Genomic DNA, 20,253 nt, shown 5'->3' with positions numbered 1-20,253 from the left:
CTTCACATATGGGGCTCAGCTACGGCCAATTGTTTGCCCTGCTGGCAAACCCTCGGGGCTGTCCGGCCAGTCGTCGTGCCACGTCGCTTCGCCGCGGTCGCCCTGGCGGGCAAGCGCCAGACCGGCCAGGACCACCGCGCCGCCCAGCAATTGGATTCCGGTGATGGCCTCACCCAGCAGGGCCCAGGCCGACAGCACCGCGAACATCACCTCGGACAGGCCGACCAGCGAGGCGAATCGGGGCTGTAGGCGGGCGATGCCCATGATGCCGAAGGTATAGGCCATCGCGGTCGGCACGATGGCCAGTGCGATCACAGGTACCAGCCAGGACGTCGTCAGACCTGCCAGTACGGTGTCGTGGCTGGTGAAGGCGAGTGGCATGACGCCGGAGACGCCCAGCAGGGCCACCGTCGCGGCGCCGACCACGAGTCCGCCGGTCGCGAGGGTGATGGAGTGCAGGCCTGTGCCGTCGGCGCTGGCCTTGTCGGACATGACGAAGTAGCAGGCGGCGCAGACGGCGGCACACATGCCCCAGGCGATGCCCGCCAAGCTGATCTGAGCTCCGGTGTGGCTGCCGGGCCCGAACAGGCCGAGCACCAGCGTGATGCCGGCGATGGCGATCGCGACGCCGGCGAGCGTGAGGGTGCTGGGGCGGCGACGCGTCGTGGCCCACACCCAGCCGACCACCAGTAGGGGTGCGGCGTACTCGAGCAGTAGTGCCACGCCGACCGGCAGGTAGGTGACGGCGTTGAAGTAGCACAGTTGGGCGCCCGCGATCGGGATGGCGCCGTAAGCGATGACCGTCCCCTTGTGGTTCAGGGCTTCGCGTACCCAGCCCCGGCGCAGGATCGTCGCGACGACGGCCATGACGAGCGCGCCGCCGGTCAGCCGGGCGACCACCGCGGCGGTGGGGGTCCAGCCCGCCTCGATCAGGGACTTGCCCAGGGCGCCCGCCATCCCGAAGGTGAAGGCGGACGTGACGGCGAAGATCATGCCGGTCCGGAAGTGGCCGGCCGTGGTGCCGTTCGACGCAGTCACGGGCCACCTCCGATGATGTAATGAGTGAAGTTGAGATTGCTCATGACGCTACGGAGGGCGGGTGTAACGAGTCAAATGAATTTCAGTCATGACACGGAGCTCACGCTGCGCGCCGCGTGCGTGTTGATCAACAGCGACCGGATCGACGGTGACCAGCTGGCCGATCTGGCTGCCCTCGATGGGTATCTGAACGACTTCGGCTGGACCGGGCGGCGCGACCGCGACGCCGCCGAATTGGCCGCGGTGCACGGTCTGCGCGAGCGTCTCGGCGAGCTGTGGGCCGCGGCGGGGGACGAGGAGGCGGTGGTCGGCCAGGTCAACGCCCTGCTCAGTGACAACCGCGCCATGCCCTGGCTGACGCGGCACCCCGAGAATCCGGAGTGGCACCTGCACCTGGCGGCCGATCAGGACCCGTTGGTCCAGCGCATGGGGGCCGAGATGGCGATGGCCCTCGCCGACCTCATCCGCGCCGGGGAACTACGCAGGCTCAAGACGTGCGCGGCGTCGGACTGCACCGCCGTGCTGATCGACCTGTCGCGCAACCGATCCCGCATCTTCTGCGACACCGGGAACTGCGGGAACCGCCAGCACGTCGCGGCGTACCGCGAACGCCGCGCGCGCGACAACTGACGCCCGGCGGTCCGACGCGCCCTACGAATGCAGCGCATGACCGGGCTGCGTCTCCTACCGTGATGTCCGACAGCGGATGCAGCGTTTGAGCGGAAGGACGGGCCATTGGCCGAATTCGTGGCGGCCATCGACCAGGGCACCACCAGCACCCGGGCGATGATCTTCGATCACTCAGGTCGCGAGGTCGGACGCCACCAGCTCGAACACGAGCAGATCCTGCCGCGGGCCGGCTGGGTCGAGCACAATCCCGTCGAGATCTGGGAACGCACGGGCTCCGTACTGCAGACCGCACTGAACAAGACGCGGTTGTCGGCGTCCGATCTCGTCGCGCTCGGCATCACCAATCAACGCGAGACGACGATGGTGTGGAACAAACGCACCGGGCGCCCGTACTACCACGCGATCGTCTGGCAGGACACCCGCACCGACCGGATCGCCTCGGCTCTGGAACGCGAGGGGCACGGTGACGTCATCCGCCGAAAGGCCGGGCTGCCCCCGGCGACCTACTTCTCCGGCGGCAAGATTCAGTGGATCCTCGAGAACGTCGACGGCGTGCGCGAAGCTGCCGAACGCGGCGACGCGATCTTCGGCACCTGCGACACGTGGGTGCTGTGGAACTTGACCGGCGGCACCCGCGGCGGCGTACACGTCACCGACGTCACCAACGCCAGTCGCACCATGCTGATGAACCTGGAGACTCTCGACTGGGACGACGAACTGTTGTCGTTCTTCGGGATTCCGCGCCAGATGCTGCCGACGATAGCGTCGTCGTCGGTATCGGAGCCGTACGGCCTGACCGCGGCCGACGGCCCGCTCGGTGCGCCGGTACCCGTCACCGGCATCCTCGGCGACCAGCAGGCGGCCATGGTCGGGCAGGTGTGTCTGGCCGCGGGAGAAGCCAAGAACACCTACGGCACAGGCAATTTCCTGCTGCTCAACACCGGCGAGAAGATCGTGCGTTCGGAGCACGGGCTGCTGACCACGGTGTGCTACCGCTTCGGCGACGCGAAACCCGTTTACGCCCTTGAGGGTTCGATCGCCGTCACCGGGTCGGCGGTGCAGTGGCTGCGGGACCAGCTGGGCATCATCGCCGGCGCCTCCGACAGCGAGACCTTGGCCCGGCAGGTCGAGGACAACGGCGGCGTGTACTTCGTGCCCGCGTTCTCGGGACTCTTTGCGCCGTACTGGCGTTCGGATGCGCGCGGCGCGATCGTCGGGCTGTCGCGGTTCAACACCAACGCCCATCTGGCGCGGGCCACGCTCGAGGCCATCTGCTACCAGAGCCGCGACGTGGTCGACGCCATGGCCGCGGACTCCGGCGTGCACCTGGAGGTGCTCAAGGTCGACGGCGGCATCACCGCAAATGAATTGTGCATGCAGATCCAGGCCGACGTGCTTGGCGTCGAAGTGGTGAAACCCGTTGTCGCCGAGACCACTGCGCTCGGCGCGGCCTATGCCGCCGGTCTGGGTGTCGGGTTCTGGTCGAATCCCGACGAGCTGCGGGCCAACTGGCAGGAGCACAAGCGCTGGGCGCCGTCGTGGGACGACGGGCAGCGCGCCGCCGGGTATGCCGGCTGGCAGAAGGCCGTCGGCCGCACCCTGGACTGGGTCGACGTCGACTGAATTGGTGTCGGGGCCTGCGCCCGCCCGCGGTTAGGCTGCTAGCCGGGGGATGGACATGGCTCGGGGGCAGGGTGCGCAGCTGGAGGCCAGCGGCCGGCGGTTTCAAACGCGACGGTTGATCCACGCACTGGTGCGTGGTGACGCCGCGATGGTCGATGAACCGATTCGCGCGCAATCGATTTCGTACGCGTCGGGATGGCTCGCCGGCCTGCTGGCGGTGGCGGTGTGCGCGGTCATCGCGATCGCGGCACCGGCCGGTGGGCTGGGCGACGCGCCGGTCGTCATGGTCCGCGACACCGGCGCGCTGTACGTGCGAATCGGATCGACGTGGCATCCCGCACTGAACCTGGCGTCGGCGCGGCTGGTGGCGAAGTCCGCGGTCAACCCTGTGCCGGTCACCGCCGACGCGATCGCCGCCGCACCGCGCGGTCCGCTCGTCGGAATCCCCGGTGCCCCAGCCGAATTGGGCCGGCCGCTGCGGGCGGTATCCTGGCAGGTCTGCGACAGTGGGCGCACGGTACTGATCGCCGGTGCAGACTTCGGCGGACCTGATGGCGCGCGGCCGATCCTGGCGACGGCAGCGGGCGAGCAGCTGGCCACCACCTATCTCCTGTACGGGGGCAAGCGGGCCGCGGTGGACCTGCGGGACCTCGCGGTGGTGCGGGCGCTGCGACTCGACGGCGTCACGCCCCGGCAGGTGTCGCGGTCGTTTCTCGACCTGCTGCCCGAGCTGCCCGCCATCACGGCGCCGCCGATCCCGGGTCTCGGCGCGAAGGGGCCGGGCGGTTTCGTCGTCGGGCAGGTCCTGCGGGTGAGCCGCGCTGACGCTCCGGAGCACCACGTGGTCCTCGGCGGCGGCCTGCAGCGTGTCGGCGACGTCGCGGCCGACGTCATCCGGTTCACCCATGGTGTGGCTGACGGCGACCTTCGTCCCGTGCCGCCGGCGGCCATCACGGCGATTCCCGCTGTCCATGATCTTGCGCTGTCGACCTTTCCGGACCAGGCGCGTCCGCCGTTGCCGACTGACGTTCCGGTATGCGCACGATGGCGATCGGACGACGGACACGCGGATACCGTTGTCGTGCAAGGGAAACCGGCGGCGAGTGCGGTGGTGCTGGCGCAAGATGACGGCAACGGCCCGAATATCGACGCCGCGGCGCTACCGCCGGGACGGTACGCGTACGTCCACGCCACCGGGATCACCGGCGGAACGGTGACCGGCCCGCTGTATCTGGTGGCAGACAGTGGCGTCCGGTACGGCATCCACGACGCCGAGACGGCGAAATACCTTGGTGTGGAGGGTGCGCCGCTGCCCGCGCCGTGGCCGTTGCTGGCCCGGTTGCCCGGCGGACCGGAATTGAGCGTCGCGGCGGCGGAAGTCTTGCGCGACGGTCTCGGTTCCTGACGGCAGCGGGTTTGCTCAGGCGTACGCGGGGCATCCCAGGGGGCATGACCGACCTTCCGACTTTTGGCGTGGAGGAGGAGTTTCTCCTCGTCGACCACCGTGCCGGTGAACCCGCCCCGCGCAATCAGGCAGTCGCGGAGTATGCGGCGGCGCGCGGCGTCGACCTACAGCTGGAGTTGACCAGGTGTCAGGTCGAGACCACGACCGCGGTCATGAGCAGCAGTGGTGATCTGCGCGCCGAACTGACCCGGTTGCGCCGCATCGCCACCGAGTCGGCCGAGGCGCAGCGGGCGCGGCTACTGGCCGTCGCGCTGCCGCCCACGGTGCCGCACGCGTTCCCGGTGACGACAACGGAGCGGTACGGTCGCATCGCCGATCGGTTCGGCATGATCGCTCATGAACAGGGCATCTGCGGGTGCCACGTGCACGTCGAAGTGCCCGACCGGGCCGCGGCCGTCGACGTCAGCAACCGGCTCCGGCCCTACCTGCACCTGTTGCTCGCGCTGAGCGCGAACTCGGCGATCTACCGCAACACCGACAGTGGTTACGCCAGTTTCCGCAGCGTGTTGTGGACCCGCTGGCCGAGCGCGGGGCCGCCGCCGTACTTCGACTCGGTCGAGAGCTACGACGCCGTGGCCGACACGCTGTCGCGGGCCGGTGCGGTGCTCGACGACGGCATGCTCTATTGGGATGTGCGGCCGTCGACGAACTTTCCGACCGTCGAGGTGCGGGTGGCGGATGTACCCGCCACAGTGGCCGAGACGGTATTGCTGGCGACGCTCACCCGGGCCGCGGTGATGATGGCGCTGGACGCGAAGGAGCGCGGGGAACCGGTGCCACACCTTGCTGATTGGACGCTGCGCGCCGCGCACTGGAAGGCCGCACGCGATGGCCTCGACGGCGAGGCGATCGACCTGGCGGGCGACTGTTCGACGGCACCGGCCCGGGTTCTGCTCGCCGGATTCATCGAGCGTCTCCGCCCGGCCCTCGAGGCGCTGGGCGACTATGACATGGCGCGTGACGAGTTGGCGCGGATCGCTGAGCAGGGCAATGGCGCCATGCGGCAACGCCGTGCCTGGCGACGCCGCGGAGAGGTCGCCGACGTCATCTCCGAATTGGCCGGGGCAACAACGACGTTCGACCAACTATCGCCGTGACCGCCGGCGTCCCGTGACGGCGACGGCCGCCACCGCGATGCAGATGGCGGTGCCGAGGAAGGCCTTGGCAAGCGTTGGCGCACCGCCGCTGACCGCGGCCAACTGATCGATCACTCCGGGCTCCACCTGGGCATTCCAACCCTCGGCCGGATGATGCGCGGTGTCTTCGACGCGGGCCATCACCTGCCGGGCCGAGAGTTCCGGTAGTCGCGAACGTACCAGTCCGACAACATCACTGGCGACCTACGTGTGTGTCTTGGTCCTGCGTGACGGTCGTCGCTGACGTGCATCTGGATCCGGGATCGCGGAATTTTCAGCACTTCGCCGAAAAGGGGGATGTCCGGCGGGCGAGCCCATGGCCGCCGTGGCACGCCATCCATCACGGGGGTGGTGTTGAGCAGATCAAGCAGGAACTGCTCGTCGTCGGGTCCTGCCACCGTCAGATTTACCTAACCTTCAAAAGCGTATTGACAGGTTATGCTGCCGATGCTTGACTTGTAACCAGTAAAACTGCGATAAGGAGTTAGTCATGGTTGCTTCTGTCCGACACCTCTACGCCACAGTCGAAGGTCGCCGATTGTTCTACCGGGAAGCCGGCCACCGCGATGCGCCCGCGATCGTTCTGCTGCACGGCTTTCCAACCAGCTCGTACATGTTCCGCGACCTCATCGGACGCCTGGCCACTGACTTCCACGTCATCGCGCCGGATCATCTGGGCTTCGGATACTCGGACATGCCAACCGTGTCCGAATTCGACTACACGTTCGACGCACTCACCGACCTCACGCAAAGATTGTTGGATCAGGTCGGCCTGACCCGGTACGCGATCTACGTCCAGGACTATGGCGCACCGATCGGCTGGAGGCTGGCATTGCGTGATCCCCACGCCATCACGGCAATCGTCACCCAAAGCGGCAACGGCTACAACGAGGGATTCATCGACAGCTTCTGGGAAACCGTTTGGAATTACCAGCGCGAGCAGACCCCGCAGACCGAGGCGGCCATCCGGACCGCCCTGGATATCGAATCTGTCAAATGGCAGTACGTCACGGGCGCACCGGACGAAGCTCAGGTGAGCCCGGACACCTGGACTTTGGACAGCGCACTGCTGTCTCGACCGGGCAACGACGAAATTCAGCTCACCTTGTTCCGGGACTACGCGACCAATCCGCTGATGTACCCCAGCTTGCACGAGTACTTGCGCACCAGTGGCGTCTCAGTGCTCGCCGTGTGGGGGCGGCACGACCCGATCTTTGCGCCCGAAGGTGCTCTGGCATTTCAGCGCGATGCCACCGACGCCGAAATTCACCTGCTCGACGGTGGCCACTTCCTCCTGGAGACCGCAGTCGATGAAGTCGCCGGCTTGGTCAAAGACTTCCTGTATCGGGTTGCCGCGAAATGAGCGGCCGTTCTGTCCGGCAGCGACCCGTCGTGCTCGTCTTCGATGTCAATGAAACGCTCATCGACATTGAGGCCTTAAAGCCTCACTTCGCAGAACTCTTCGGCGATCGCGACGTGCTCAGGGAGTGGTTCGGACTGCTCATCATGTACTCGATGACCCTGACCTTGTCAGACTGCTACATCGATTTCTTCTCCCTCGGAGAAGCTGTATTGCAGATGCTCGCCGAGATACACGGCATCAAACTAAGCGCAGAAGATATCGCCACGCTGACCAGCAAGATGGCCACCATGCCCGCGCACCCCGATGTCGCACAGGGGCTTTCGCAACTACAGAGCGACGGATATCGGCTGGTCGCTCTGACAAACTCCCCGCCCCGCCCGGGGCGACCCACCCCTCTGGAGAACGCCGGCCTGGCAGGGTATTTCGAACGACAACTCAGTGTCGATACCTTGCGGGCATTCAAGCCTTCAACATCGCTCTATAGCTACACCGCGCAAGAGCTCGGCGTCCCACCCTCGTCCTGCATGATGGTCGCCGCACACGCCTGGGACACCATAGGCGCACAAGCCGCCGGATTTGGCGGCGCGTTCATCACCCGGGAGGGAAATGCACCCCTGCGTACCGGGGGAGTTCACCAGCCAGAGTTCATCGCGCGAGATGTCATCGATCTGGCGCAGCAGCTGAAACACGTATTCGAAAAATAGACAACGCTGATCAATTCGAAGGAGATACTGAAATGAACGCCACGACAAACTCGCCGGCCATTCCCACCACACCCGCCGTGGTACGCGAGCAGGCCGGCGGACCAACCATGCGTGCCATTGTGCTCGACGGGTTCGGCGGCCTGGACGTCCTGACCTACACCGACATTCCCAAGCCGCTTCCCAAGCCCGGCGAAGTCGTCATCAAGGTCAAAGGGTTCGGAATCAACCACGCCGAGATGCACATGCGTCGCGGGGAATGGGCCGAGGCGGCCGAAGTCAGCGGAATCGAATGCGTCGGAATCGTCGATGCCTGTCCCAGCGGGGAATTCCCCGTCGGCGCCAAAGTTGCGGCACTGATGGGCGGGCTGGGCCGAACCGTCAACGGCAGCTACGCGGAATACACACGTGTGAGCGCCGGGAACGTTGCGCTGATCGAATCAGATCTGCCCTGGGACCAACTGGCGGCGCTGCCGGAAACCTACGCAACCGCGTGGACCTGCCTGTTCCGCAATCTCAACCTTGTCGCTGGCCAGACAATCGTAATCCGTGGAGCGACATCATCATTCGGCCAAGCTGCCGTCAAATTGGCCGTGGAGGCGGGAGCACACGTCATCGCCACCACCCGTAAACGAGAACGGTTTGGTTTGCTTGACGCCCTCGGTGTCGACCGAGTCGAGCAGGAAGTTCCCGATCTCGGCGCCCACATCACCGAAGCCAAGCACATCGACGCTGTCCTCGACCTCGTCGGAAACAGCACCATCTTGGACTCCTTAACGATGTTGCGCCGCGGTGGCGCCGCATGTTTGGCCGGCTGGCTCGGAGGCCTCGATCCGATCGCCGACTTCAACCCTCTTCTGCAGATGTCCAGCGGCGTCAACCTGACGTTCTTCGGCAGCTTCGTGTTTGGCACCGAAGGATTCCCGTTGTCGGATGTACCGCTTCAGGAGATTGCCGACAAAGTGCGCGACGGCCGCCTCGATGCCGCGCCAACGCGCATCTTCTCATTTGACCAAATCCAGGAGGCGCACCAGGTCATGGAGGCAGCGGAGGCCGGTGGAAAGATGGTCGTCGTTGTCGATTGAAGTCACCGGCCGCTCCGCCTGCGGACCAATTCCACCGACGGCTACGGCCCGGCAGCCACGAAAGGTGACACAGCTTGGAGAAACGACAATGGATCCATCCACGCACTTCAGGGCCCCAGCGATGACACCATGTCAGAGCCGACCGCTATCGCCGTGACCGCCGGCGCCCGGTGACGGACAAGGTCGCCACCGCGATGCAGATGGCGGTGCCGAGAAAGGCGATGCGCCGCGACGGCTGATGATCGGGGCCGGATACCGGCGCTGCCGGCGCAGCGCCGAGCAGCGCCGGGGCGGGCGTCGGCGCACTGCCACTGACCGCGGCCAACGGATCGACCAGCCCGTGTCCCACCTGGGCATTCCAACCGTCGGTCGGATGATGCGCGGTGTCTTCGATGCGGGCCATGACCTGTCGGGCCGAGAGCTGAGGTAGTCGCGAACGGACCAGTGCGACAACACCACTGACGACGGGCGCGGCGTAGCTGCTGCCGGACAGCGGCCGCCCGTCGGGCCGGCTGTCGACGAGCGCGTCGCCCTCGGCGCTCAGTGACACCACCGATTCGCCGGGCGCGGCGACGTCGACCCATGGTCCGGCCAGACTGAATTCCGAAGGCGTCCCGGTCGGACTGACCGACCCAACGGTGAGCACGTAGTCGTCGTACCAGGCTGGGCTGACCACGGTGTGGACGGCGTCCCAGTCCGGGGTGCCCGGGCGCTTGGCATCGGACAGCGGATTCTGCCCCGCGCATTCACCGCTGGCGTTGCCGGCCGCGACAACCACCACCACATTGCGGACATCGACCGCGTACGCCAGTGCGGCGCCCAACGACCGGTCATCGAGTGGTTCGGCGGCGGGCATGCAGGCCACCGACGAGATGTTGACGACGGTGGCGCCCGCGTCGGCGGCCGAGCGGACCGCGCGCGCGAGGGTCTCGACGTCGCCGACGCCGGATATCTCGTGATCGTCGGACAGTCGGAACTTGTTGCTGGACTGGCGAATCGCCATGATGGTGGCGTCGGGTGCCACGCCGCTGAAGGTGCCGGGGGCGATGTCCGAGGCGGTGGCACCGATCAGGCCGGCGATCGCCGTGCCGTGGCCGTCGCAGTCCTGCGTGCCGTCGCCCGACGACACGTAGTCCCCGCCTGCGACCAAATGCGGCAGCAATCGGTGCCGGGCCACGCCGGTGTCGATCACCGCCACCACCTGCCCACCACCACGCGAAAGCGGCCACGCCGCAGCCAGATTGAGCATGTCGAGTTGGTGTGCGGGACGGGAAGCGACGGGTTTCGCCGTTGCGCACCGCTCCGACTGTTCGGTCCGGCCGGGCGGTGCCGGCGCCGCAGGCCCGGGAAGCTGCGCGTGGTCGACCGGCTTCGGAGCGATGGCGTACGCACATGGCGCGGCCGATGTCAGCGCAATCGTCGACGCGACTGCGATGGCCCGGCGCAGGGTGCTCATCCGCCACGCACCAATCGGAAGACATCGGCGGCCCAGAACGCGCACGGCGGCACGGCAACCAGGGCCGCGTACTCGAAATACACCAGGCGCTGGGCCACCGTGGCGTTCACCTGCCCTAACCGTCGGGTGCCGACAACTGTCGCGATGACGCCGGCGCCGAACCAGGCCGTCCAGGGCGGGAACATCATCACGGTGATGGCCAAAGCGGCAGTGACGCACACCAGTCCCGCGATCAGGACGCCCCACCGGCGTACGGGATGCCGATAGGACGGTGCCCGTAGCGCGATCGCCGCGGCCACCACCCAGCCGAACACCAAGGTCGAGGTACTGGACTGGTGGACGGCGGCCACCGCCACCAGGACCGCGCCGACCGCCGTGGCAGCGGCCGCACCGATGACCGTCGCCGTGAGCACCAGATGCGCCACCTCGACCCGCTGACCGTCGCCGTCGACGACCTTCGCTGACCGTGGCGCGAGACCCGCGACGGTGATCGCGCACCGGGGCGCGGCCGACAACACCACCAACGCCACCACGGTGGCGGTGACGCCGGTACTGGTCGGCGGAACCGACCAGGAGCTCGCCACTGCCGTTGCCACGATCATCGGCACCGAAAATGCTGCCGCCGCAATAGATATGCGATAGGCGCTGACCCGCAGAAGAACGAGAGCCACCGCGAGTGCCGCCGCGGATCCGAGTAGGACGTTCGGAGCGGCCGGCCCGCCTGGTACGGCCGAGAATCCGGCCGCGAAAGCGAGTACGACCGCGGCGGCAGGCCATGCCGCCCCGGCGGTCCGCCACGACATCATCAAGGCCGCCAGCACGCCACCACAACTGATGGCGGCTGCCGTGGTGTGATCGCCGTGCAGGGCCGACGAGATGAGCATGAGGGCGGCGACGATCGCCGCCCACAATCCGAGTACCGGTCCGACCAGGTGGCCGGTCGGGTCGGCGGGTGCTTGGCCGGCGGCCATCGTCGCCGTGTGCGCCCGCTGCGCGCCGAGTTCGGGCGTCGTACCTCGCAGCAGCTGTAGGACGTCGCCGTCGTGAACTCCGTTTTGCCGCAGCGACAATGACCCGTCGATCGGACCACCGGTGGTTCGATCGAGACACCAACTCACGCCGTCGGGCGCTTGCGGATGAGCCAGCGCGACGATGTCGGGTAGTAGCGAGTCGACGGCGGCCACCGCGGGCACGACGAGATCTGTGATCTCGCTGTCGGACCGTACTGAGAGACGACATACAGATTCGGACATCGCACCCCCCGGATCGACATGCCCGATCCCACGGTAGCCGCACCGGGGCGCCCTGCCTGACACGAAATTTGATGGAACCGAACGGTGCTCGGATACGTCTGATAGTTCGATGGAATTCACGAGAGCCGCACGACCTCCGGTAGCCGAACCGGCTGACGGGGACATCGAGGTCCGGACGCCACCACAGGTGCCACGACTGTCGTCGGGCAACGTCGTCACCCGCGTGGCACCCCTGGTCATGCTGCTGGCGATGGCCGGGATGATGGTGTTCTATTTCCGTTCGGGTTCGGTGGCCGGCCGGAATCCGATGTTCCTGCTGTTTCCGGCGATGATGGTGCTGTCGCTGGTCGGTAGCACCGTCCTCGGGTCGCGCGGTGCGCGCCGGGCGGGCGAGATCGACGCTGATCGGCGCGAATACCTGGTGTATCTCGAGTCCATCGACGCGTGCGCGGGCCGAACCGCAGTCGAACAGCATCGCTGGCTCCATGAGAACCACCCGCCGCCCGACGCGCTGTGGACCCTGGTCGGCACCGACCGGATGTGGCAACGCCGTTGCAACGACGCCGATTTCACCGAGATCCGTATCGGGATCGGCGAGCGTCCGCTCCGCACCAGGCTGGTCCCGACACCGGCCGCTGGTGACGGTGCACCTGACCCGCTGACCGAATCCGCGCTCGATCGGCTGCTGCGAACCTTCGCTACCGTGCCCGATGTCCCGATGACTGTCGCCGTGAATCAGCATCGGCGCATCGACGTCGGCGGTGACGATCCGCGCGGACGAGTACGAGCCATGGTGTGCCAGCTGGCGGTGTCGCACGGACCCGACCAGCTGAGGATCGCCGCAGTCACCGGATCGGCCGAGTGGGACTGGCTGAAATGGCTACCGCATCACTACTGTTCGGGTGTCGTCGGCGGGCCGTCGCTGCGTTTCGCGGAACTCGGTGCCGTCTCTCCCGTCGCTGGTTGTCATGTGGTGGTGCTCGTCGACACTTCGGCTGCCGCCGTGTTCGCGGACACGGACGCGGTGACACTGCTGGTGGTCGGTGCTCCAGGTTCGGCGTCGACGCTGCCGTCGTGCTCGACTCCCGACGTGCTCACGGTCGAGCAAGCGGACACCTGCGCACGCCGACTGGCGCGCTACCGACCGGCCGGCAGGGTGGACGATGCACGGCGGCAACATGATTGGGCAACGCCGGTCAGCACTGCCCTCGCCGGGGACAGCTGGCCGCTTCGGCCGGCTCGCCATCGCCTGCGCGTGCCGATCGGCACCGATGCCACCGGGGCGCCGGTCGAACTCGACCTCAAGGAACCGGCCGAGCACGGCATGGGGCCGCACGGCTTGTGTATCGGCGCAACAGGTTCCGGCAAATCCGAATTTCTGCGGACCCTGACGTTGGGCCTGATCAGCACGCACTCGCCGGACGAACTGAACCTGATCCTCGTCGACTTCAAAGGCGGCGCCACGTTTCTCGGCTTCGAACAGGCCAACCACGTCGCGGCCGTCATCACCAACCTGGCGCAGGAGGCACATCTGGTCGCCCGGATGCACGACGCACTCGCCGGCGAGCTGACCCGGCGTCAAGGGCTGTTGCGGGCGGCCGGAAACCTGTCCGGTATCGGCGATTATCGGCGGGCGCGCGCGGCGGACGCCGGGCTGCCACCGCTGCCCGCCTTGTTCATCGTGGTCGACGAATTCTCCGAATTGCTCAGTCAACATCCGGATTTCGCTGAGTTGTTCGTCGCCATCGGACGGCTCGGCCGTTCGTTGGGTATACATCTCCTGCTGGCCAGCCAGCGGCTGGACGAAGGCCGCCTCCGGGGACTCGATACGCACCTCTCGTACCGGGTCTGCCTCAAGACGTTCTCGGCGACGGAGTCCCGGGCGGTCATCGGGGTCACCGACGCGCATGAGTTGCCCGGGACACCGGGCGCGGGATTGCTGCGGACCGCAGACGGAAAACTGGTGCGCTTCCACGCGGAGTTCGTCTCGGGGCCGGTCCCGGCGAGCGACGACGGTCCTCCGGCGTCTCGCCTGTTCACCGTTGACGTCCCGGCCGTGACATCCGAACCGCCGTCCGGACCGACCCTGATGGATACGACATTGCGCCGGCTGACCGGTCTCGGTGCGAAAGCACATCCGGTCTGGCTGCCGCCCCTGGTGGGTTCGCCCGCATTGTCCGAGCTATTGGCGGTCGACGCCGAGCGTGGTCCGATGCGGGCCCCGGTCGGCCTGGTGGACAATCCGTTTCAGCAGCGCCGCGACCCGCTGGTCGTCGACCTCAACGGGGCCGGTGGACACGTGGCGATCGTCGGCGGCCCGCGCTCGGGAAAATCGACTGCGTTGCAGACGCTGTTGCTCGGTCTGGCCGCCGCGTCGGCGGGCGGGCCGAGCGTCTACGGCCTGGATCTGGGTGACGGTGCCTTGACGGCGCTACGGCGGCATCCTCGGGTCGGGACGGTCGCCGGGCGGAACGAACCGGAATTGTTGCGCCGCATCGTGTCCCAGCTCTTTTCCCTGTGCCGCCGTCGCCAGGACTTTCGGCAGCAGCACGGACCCGAGGTGCCCTTTCCGGACAATTACGATGAGGTCGTCCTGGCGGTTGATGGCTGGGCCACCCTGCGTCGTGAATTCGATGCGCTGGAGGAACCCATAACCGTGATGGCAGCGCAGGGCCTGTCGGTCGGGGTCCACGTGGTACTCACCGCGAACCGGTGGGCGGAGCTACGGCCGATGCTGAAAGACCACATCGGCACCCGCATCGAACTGCGGCTCGGGGATCCGGCCGAGTCCGAAATGGACCGTCGCCGCGCCCAATTGCTCGCCACCCGCCCGCCGGGCAGAGGTCTCACCAAAGACGGGAAGGAGTTCGTGATCGCGCGGCCGCAGCTCGACCGAACTGCCGACCATCCCGCGGCCGCGGCACCCGCGATCGAATTGCTGCCACTGCACGTGGATTACGCCGAACTGGCGGCCGTCGCCGAACGACCGCCGCGCTATGTCATCGGCATGTCCGAAGAGGATCTGCAGCCGTTCGCGCTGGACTTGGGCGCTGATCCGTACCTGATCCTGTTGGGTGACACGGCATGCGGGAAGACCTCCGCGCTGCGGACGCTGTGCCGCGCGATCATCGGGCAGGCCGATGCGGCTCAGGCCCGGTTGCTGATCGTCGACTTTCGGCGGACGTTGTTGGGTGTGGTGGAGCCGCCGCACCTGTGCGGCTACGCGATGTCGACCGTGACGACCACAGCAGAGCTGAGCGCCGCGCTGTCCCTGCTCTCCGCCCGGCTGCCGGGGCCCGGGGTCACGCAGCAGCAGTTGCGTGACCGATCCTGGTGGTCCGGCCCCGAACTCCACGTCGTCGTCGACGATTACGACCTGGTCGCCGGTGCCGCGGGAAACCCATTGAGCCCCTTGCTCGACCTGTTGCCGCACGCGTCGGACATCGGGCTCCAAGTGACCGTCGCTCGCCGCTCGGGCGGTGCCGCACGCGCGATGTTCGACCCGCTCCTGGCACGCATGCGGGACCTGGGCGCAACAGGCATCATCATGAGCACCAGCCCTGAAGAAGGACCGCTACTGGGCTCCGCGCGGCCGATGACGCTGCCACCCGGCCGCGCCGTCGTGGTACGCCGCGGCCAACCCGACCAGCTGGTCCAGCTCGGCTGGACCGATCCGCCGTGACGGTCGTGGTGGTCGGTCCGGCTGCCATCCGCGGACCGGGAAACATTGACGCCGAACTGGTTTCGGCGGCGCTGGAATGTATCGATGAGCAGCTGGGCCTGCTCGATGAGACGGTCCGTCCCGCCGAACGCATCTGGCGCGATGCCATGACCGCGGTGATCGGTGGCGCACCAGCGGTAACCGTGGTGTGCCCGACGTGGTGGTCGGCGTCGCGAGTCGACCGGGTCCGGGCAGCTGCCCGCGCGAGCGCCGCGTACGTCGTCCTGCAGCGCAGGACCGCTGCGTTGCGTGCGGCCGCCGGCGAACCGGACTGCGCGGTCATCGAACTGGGGGAGGACCTCGTGACGATCTCCCGGCCGGGAACGGCGCGGATCGTCGTGCGCCGCACCGACGGTGCGACCGGGCAGACCGTCATTGCACGCACCACGTGGGGCACCCACGCCGCGATCGACGCACCGATCGGTGTGCCCGGCGCCGCTGCGCTGGCCGCTGAAATCCAAGTGCTGCTGCGGGACCGAGGCGTCACGACGCAGATTCTGAGTTGCGACGACCTGCTCGACGATGCTGACGCGGACAGCACCCACGTCGCGACCGGAACCCGCTCGCGGGCGCGTATCGCGATTGCCGTTGCGGCGGCCGTCTCGATCGTCGGCGCCCTTGCCATGGGTCTTTCCAACCGTGACGGCCCGGCGCCTCCGATCGCCACTGCCATGGATCGGGAATTCACGTGGCTCGTCGAGGGCCGGGTGGCGGTGCAGGTCCCGGCGCGCTGGACGGTCGATCGGGCGCTCGCAGGCGCGGGATCAGCTCGGCTGCAGATCATTTCGCCCGAGGATCGCGGCCAGATCATCCACCTCACCCAATCGGTGGCGCCCCGGGAGCAGACGCTCGAAGGGGCGGCGCGGTCGTTGCGGGAGGCGGCGAGGAAGCTGCCCGACGGGGTCATCATGGATTTCCAGGAGGCCGGGATCAGCGCCGGACGCTCGGCCGTGTGGTATCGCGAGGTGCGAGCCGGGCGGACGGTCGAGTGGTCGGTGGTGCTCGACGGATCGGTCCGGATCGCCGTGGGTTGCGAGGGTGTGTCAGTCCGCTCAGCCTGTGACACCGCGATTCGTTCGGCCCGCCGAACAGATTGAAAAATATTGGGCGGCAATGGAACCGAATGCTCTCCGCAAACGTCTGAACAATCAAACCCAATGGAGAGGAAATCATGACAGCTCCGGAAAGCGGCACTCTCGCCACAGACTTCGATCTGATGACGGGGATCGCCGGCAAGGTCGAGGTCCGAAACGAGGAGATCCGGGCCATGCTCGGAAACTTCATCGGTCAGATGACAGCCATCCCGCCGACTGTGTGGGGCGGTGCCGCAGCGACGCGATTCCAGGACGTGGTGAATCGGTGGAACGGCGAGTCGATGAAACTGCACGCGTCACTTCTGCGCATCGCCGAGACCATCCGATCGAATGCCGCGGTGCTGAGCCAGGCAGCCGACGCCCACGCCCAGCGCATCGGCGCCACCGGCCACGCGATCTGACGGGGGAGACGCATGCAACCGGCACTGTCGTACCACTTCGGCGAGATCGAGTTCACCGTCCGCCAACAGATCCATGCCACGTCGGCGCGGATGAACACGTCGCTGGAAGAACTCCGGCATTTGGTCGCGCCACTGCAACAGACCTGGACCCGCCAGGCGGCCGAAGCATTCCAGGCCGAGCAGGCCCGCTGGAACCAGTCGGCGGCCGCCCTCAACGAGATTCTGCACAGCCTCGGCAACGCCGTCCGCGACGGCGCCGACGATATCGCGGCGACCGACCGGCGCGCGGCCGGCGACTGGGTCTTCTAGACCGCCACAAGCCCTGTGTGGTCCTGCCCCTGGAGGAGAGCCGGGGGCAGGGCCACACAGTCATTCGGCCGGGAGATGCTGGTGCGCAGTGCTAGTTGGGGAGGCCGAGCGCATGCGCGAGCTCTGAGCGAATCTTCAGGTCTTCGAATCCGGGGTACCACCGGGTGACGATTTCGCGGAGTGCAACTTCGGCTTCGAGCTGGCAGGTGACCGCAACGATGCCGACGAGAGTGCGGAACATGAGCACGTGCTCGGACGGGATGGCCAGCGCTGAGCCGGCGAGAAAGTCTTGGCCGCGCGCCAAACCTGGGATGCGCGGGGCTACGCTCTCCATCCATTGCCGGTTGAACTGGAATCGCTTGGCCCACAATGGTTCTCCGAACGGGCCGAAATAGGACAGCACGTCCTCAGGCTGTACCTGGGTGTTGGGGTCGGAGAACCCGATCGTGTGCATCGCGATGGCGAGCTCGTCCAGCACGAGTGCCTGTAGCTCCGGATCTCGCACTGCCGACAGCTCCACCGAACGGGCGATTTCGGCCAGGCGCAAGCTGTCTAGAAATGTCAGGGCCGAGCGGTGGGTCTTTGCGACCGCCCCGAAGTCGACTACGGCGAGCCTGCCGTCGGTAGTCACCTGATAATTGCCGGGATGTGGGTCAGCGTGCAGTAACCCGAGTCGTGACATCGAGGCGCCGCAGAAATCGAACAATAGGCGCGCAGCCTCGTTCCTAGATTCCTGGTCCCCGTGAGTGATCAGTTCGGACAGCGGGCGTGCGGTAACCCACTCTGAGATCAGCACTTTCGGCGCGGACGCCACCACTTTGGGTACCAGGAACCGCGCATCGTCGGCGAAGGCGGTCGCGAACCGCCTTTGGTTGTCGGCTTCGTGCCGGTAGTCAAGCTCCTCGGCCATCCGTGCGCGTAGCTCGTCGATCATCGGGCGGACGGTAAGGCCGGGGAACAGCGGCTCGATGAGCCGGCTGAACCGGCCGAGTTGACGTAGATCGGACAGCAGGGCGGTATCGGCCCCGGGATATTGAACTTTGACTGCCACTGGCCGACCGTCGTGCCACACCGCGCGGTGGACCTGCCCGATGCTGGCCGCTGCGACTGGCTCGTCATCGAATTCGGCGAACCGGTCCGGCCACGCCACTCCCAGTTGGCGGTCGAGCACACGATGTATCCGGTCGGCGGCAAGGGGTGGCGCCGATGCCTGCAACTTGGTCAACGCGTCCCGATACGGTGCCGCGAATTGCTCGGGTATCGCTGCTTCGTAGATGCTCATCGCTTGGCCGAACTTCATTGCTCCGCCTTTGAGCTCACCAAGCACCGCGAATACCTGTTCGGCGCTACGTGCAGACCACTGCTCGGAGAGCAACTCCGGGTCGGCGCCGCCGAGTCGCTGACCCCAGCCCAGCACCGCCCGGCCGGCCGCACCTACCGACAGTCCAGCCAGTTTTGCGCCTCGCCCGAGCGTGCGCCGCGGAATATCCGACACCACGTCACGGTCCCACAGCGACCAGTCGAAATGACGGCGATCGATATTTTTGCGGCCCGCAGCACACCGAGTATGCAGCCTTTGTATTGCCCTGAACGAGGAAGCGCGTACCGCGAAAGACCCAGGTCGACTACCCTGGCGGCCACGCAGGTGTGTATCCGACCTGCGAGGAGTGTGAGTGTCGTGGGAACCAGCCGCACCGAGGGGTCGCCGGCGGGCTCGACGCTGCGCGCGGTACACCAGCGGTTCGTCACCGGCGAGATCGACGCCAAGCACCTGGACCCAGCGGCCGTGCGTCCCGTCATCGCGGACAGCTGGCGCCGGAGCCTGGCCACCGGGGTGGACCCGGACCTGGGCGGTGCGCAGTTCACGCCCGTCGTGCCGAAGACCCTGGACCAGCTCCGCGCTGAACAGCCCATCGCCGCCGCGTTGCCCGTGATCCGCAAGCTGCTGGTCGAGGATGCCAGGGACAGCGGCGTCATGGTGGCAGTGGCCTCGGCCGACGGCACCCTGTTGTGGGTCGAAGGCGACAAGACGGCCCTGGGCAAGGGCGAGGCCATGAACTTCGTGCCCGGCGCCAACTGGAGCGAGCGCAGCGCCGGCACCAACGCCCCGGGCACCGCGCTGGCCCTGGATCGGGAACTGCAGATCCACGGCTCGGAGCACTTCGCCCGCCTGGTGCAGCCGTGGACCTGCACGGCGGTGCCGGTGCACGACCCGACGACGGGCGAGTTGATCGGCTGCGTCGACCTGACCGGTGACAGCCAGATCGCCTCGGCGCAGACCCTGGGCCTGGTGCGCGCCACCGTGATGGCGATCGAGAACCACCTGGCCCTGCAACGCCTGCTGCAGCCGGCACCCAACCCGACGACCATGGCCCGCCTGACGGTGCTGGGCGGTGACCGTCCGCGCTGGGTGGCCACTGGCGACGACGGACAGCCGCACCAGCACACCCTGAGCGGCCGGCACGCCGACATCCTCGTCCTGCTGAGCCGTCATCCCGAGGGCCTCAGCGCTGATCATCTCGCAATGTTGTTGGACGACAACGACCTTGACTCGGTGACCATCCGCGTCGAGATGTCCCGCCTGCGCCGCGTGATCGGCGCGCAGTACGTCGCCTCGCGGCCCTACCGGCTGCTCACCCCCATCGGCAGTGACGTCGCCGACGTCTTCGCCGCGCTGCATCGCGGCGACGTCGACGCCGCCCTGTCCCATTACTCGGGTGCGCTCCTGCCGCAGTCGGTGTCGCCGGCGATCGCCCGGTTGCGTACCGAGCTGGGGGAGAGCCTGCGCACGGCGGTGCTGTCGGCGTCCGCGGCCGGGCAGGTCGGCCTGCTGCGCCGCTGGCTGGCCCTGCCCGACGGCCGCGACGATCGGCACGGCTGGCAGCTGCTGCGCAACCATCCGTCGGCGGATGCCGTGGTACGGGCGCAAGCGGTCGGGCATCTGGCCGGACTGGACGCCGACCTCGGCTGATGCGGTT

At 67.3% G+C, this 20,253-nt stretch carries 18 protein-coding genes; 13 read left to right on the top strand and 5 right to left on the bottom strand.

Annotated features, from left to right (window positions below):
- Nucleotides 1-15: 15 nt before the first annotated feature.
- On the bottom strand, nt 16-1,038 hold the full coding sequence (locus tag ACWW1C_RS23035) for an EamA family transporter (protein ID WP_455980433.1): 1,023 nt from the start codon (nt 1,036-1,038) through the stop codon (nt 16-18).
- A gap of 75 nt (nt 1,039-1,113) precedes the next feature.
- Here ACWW1C_RS23035 and ACWW1C_RS23030 point away from each other — a divergent pair, with 75 nt between their 5' ends.
- The 4 genes from ACWW1C_RS23030 to ACWW1C_RS23015 all read left to right on the top strand — a co-directional run bounded on the left by ACWW1C_RS23030 (nt 1,114) and on the right by ACWW1C_RS23015 (nt 5,853).
- Nucleotides 1,114-1,668, top strand: a complete 555-nt coding sequence (locus tag ACWW1C_RS23030) for a CGNR zinc finger domain-containing protein (RefSeq protein WP_455980432.1) — start codon at nt 1,114-1,116, stop codon at nt 1,666-1,668.
- Between the two features lie 156 nt (nt 1,669-1,824).
- A complete protein-coding gene (glpK, locus tag ACWW1C_RS23025) occupies nt 1,825-3,291 on the top strand; it encodes a glycerol kinase GlpK (protein WP_455984402.1) in 1,467 nt (488 codons plus the stop codon).
- Nucleotides 3,292-3,346: 55 nt separating this feature from the next.
- Complete coding sequence (gene eccB, locus ACWW1C_RS23020) at nt 3,347-4,696, top strand: type VII secretion protein EccB (protein WP_455980431.1); 1,350 nt, start codon at nt 3,347-3,349, stop codon at nt 4,694-4,696.
- Between the two features lie 44 nt (nt 4,697-4,740).
- Nucleotides 4,741-5,853 (top strand): glutamate--cysteine ligase 2, encoded by a 1,113-nt coding sequence (locus ACWW1C_RS23015; protein WP_455980430.1) that lies wholly within the window; start codon nt 4,741-4,743, stop codon nt 5,851-5,853.
- On the opposite strand, the gene ACWW1C_RS23010 is transcribed toward ACWW1C_RS23015, so the two are convergent.
- Entirely contained in the window at nt 5,842-6,033 is a 192-nt protein-coding gene (locus ACWW1C_RS23010) for a hypothetical protein (RefSeq protein WP_455980429.1), read from the bottom strand. The genes ACWW1C_RS23015 and ACWW1C_RS23010 overlap by 12 nt on opposite strands.
- Before the next feature lie 86 nt (nt 6,034-6,119).
- Between ACWW1C_RS23010 and ACWW1C_RS23005 the strand changes: the two genes are divergently transcribed.
- From ACWW1C_RS23005 to ACWW1C_RS22990, 4 genes are read left to right on the top strand one after another with little or no spacing between them, the layout of a single operon-like run.
- Entirely contained in the window at nt 6,120-6,347 is a 228-nt protein-coding gene (locus tag ACWW1C_RS23005) for a hypothetical protein (protein WP_455980428.1), read from the top strand.
- A gap of 35 nt (nt 6,348-6,382) precedes the next feature.
- Complete coding sequence (locus tag ACWW1C_RS23000) at nt 6,383-7,255, top strand: alpha/beta fold hydrolase (protein ID WP_455980427.1); 873 nt, start codon at nt 6,383-6,385, stop codon at nt 7,253-7,255.
- Nucleotides 7,252-7,959 (top strand): haloacid dehalogenase type II, encoded by a 708-nt coding sequence (locus ACWW1C_RS22995; protein WP_455980426.1) that lies wholly within the window; start codon nt 7,252-7,254, stop codon nt 7,957-7,959. The genes ACWW1C_RS23000 and ACWW1C_RS22995 overlap by 4 nt, the downstream gene beginning before the upstream one ends.
- 32 nt (nt 7,960-7,991) lie before the next feature.
- Nucleotides 7,992-9,041: a zinc-binding alcohol dehydrogenase family protein gene (locus ACWW1C_RS22990; protein WP_455980425.1), complete on the top strand. Its 1,050-nt coding sequence runs from the start codon at nt 7,992-7,994 to the stop codon at nt 9,039-9,041.
- 145 nt (nt 9,042-9,186) lie between these two features.
- On the opposite strand, the gene mycP is transcribed toward ACWW1C_RS22990, so the two are convergent.
- A complete protein-coding gene (gene mycP, locus ACWW1C_RS22985; protein ID WP_455980424.1) occupies nt 9,187-10,497 on the bottom strand; it encodes a type VII secretion-associated serine protease mycosin in 1,311 nt (436 codons plus the stop codon).
- On the bottom strand, nt 10,494-11,750 hold the full coding sequence (eccD, locus tag ACWW1C_RS22980; RefSeq protein WP_455980423.1) for a type VII secretion integral membrane protein EccD: 1,257 nt from the start codon (nt 11,748-11,750) through the stop codon (nt 10,494-10,496). Before eccD ends, mycP begins: the two co-directional genes overlap by 4 nt.
- A 109-nt stretch (nt 11,751-11,859) precedes the next feature.
- Here eccD and eccCb point away from each other — a divergent pair, with 109 nt between their 5' ends.
- From eccCb to ACWW1C_RS22960, 4 genes are all read left to right on the top strand, one after another.
- Entirely contained in the window at nt 11,860-15,432 is a 3,573-nt protein-coding gene (gene eccCb / locus ACWW1C_RS22975) for a type VII secretion protein EccCb (RefSeq protein ID WP_455980422.1), read from the top strand.
- A complete protein-coding gene (locus tag ACWW1C_RS22970) occupies nt 15,429-16,568 on the top strand; it encodes a type VII secretion-associated protein (protein WP_455980421.1) in 1,140 nt (379 codons plus the stop codon). Before eccCb ends, ACWW1C_RS22970 begins: the two co-directional genes overlap by 4 nt.
- Before the next feature lie 74 nt (nt 16,569-16,642).
- Entirely contained in the window at nt 16,643-16,966 is a 324-nt protein-coding gene (locus tag ACWW1C_RS22965) for a WXG100 family type VII secretion target (protein ID WP_455980420.1), read from the top strand.
- Between the two features lie 12 nt (nt 16,967-16,978).
- Nucleotides 16,979-17,275, top strand: coding sequence for a WXG100 family type VII secretion target (locus tag ACWW1C_RS22960; RefSeq protein WP_455980419.1), 297 nt, complete (start codon nt 16,979-16,981; stop codon nt 17,273-17,275).
- A gap of 91 nt (nt 17,276-17,366) precedes the next feature.
- Here ACWW1C_RS22960 and ACWW1C_RS22955 read toward each other — a convergent pair whose 3' ends face one another.
- Nucleotides 17,367-18,770: an ABC1 kinase family protein gene (locus tag ACWW1C_RS22955; RefSeq protein WP_455980418.1), complete on the bottom strand. Its 1,404-nt coding sequence runs from the start codon at nt 18,768-18,770 to the stop codon at nt 17,367-17,369.
- Nucleotides 18,771-18,953: 183 nt separating this feature from the next.
- Between ACWW1C_RS22955 and ACWW1C_RS22950 the strand changes: the two genes are divergently transcribed.
- Nucleotides 18,954-20,246: a GAF domain-containing protein gene (locus ACWW1C_RS22950; RefSeq protein WP_455980417.1), complete on the top strand. Its 1,293-nt coding sequence runs from the start codon at nt 18,954-18,956 to the stop codon at nt 20,244-20,246.
- Nucleotides 20,247-20,253 lie beyond the last annotated feature (7 nt).

The organism is Mycobacterium sp. HM-7, assembly GCF_053852335.1.
The sequence above is the reverse complement of the archived record's forward strand: the minus strand, read 5'-3'. Positions and strand labels throughout refer to the sequence as shown.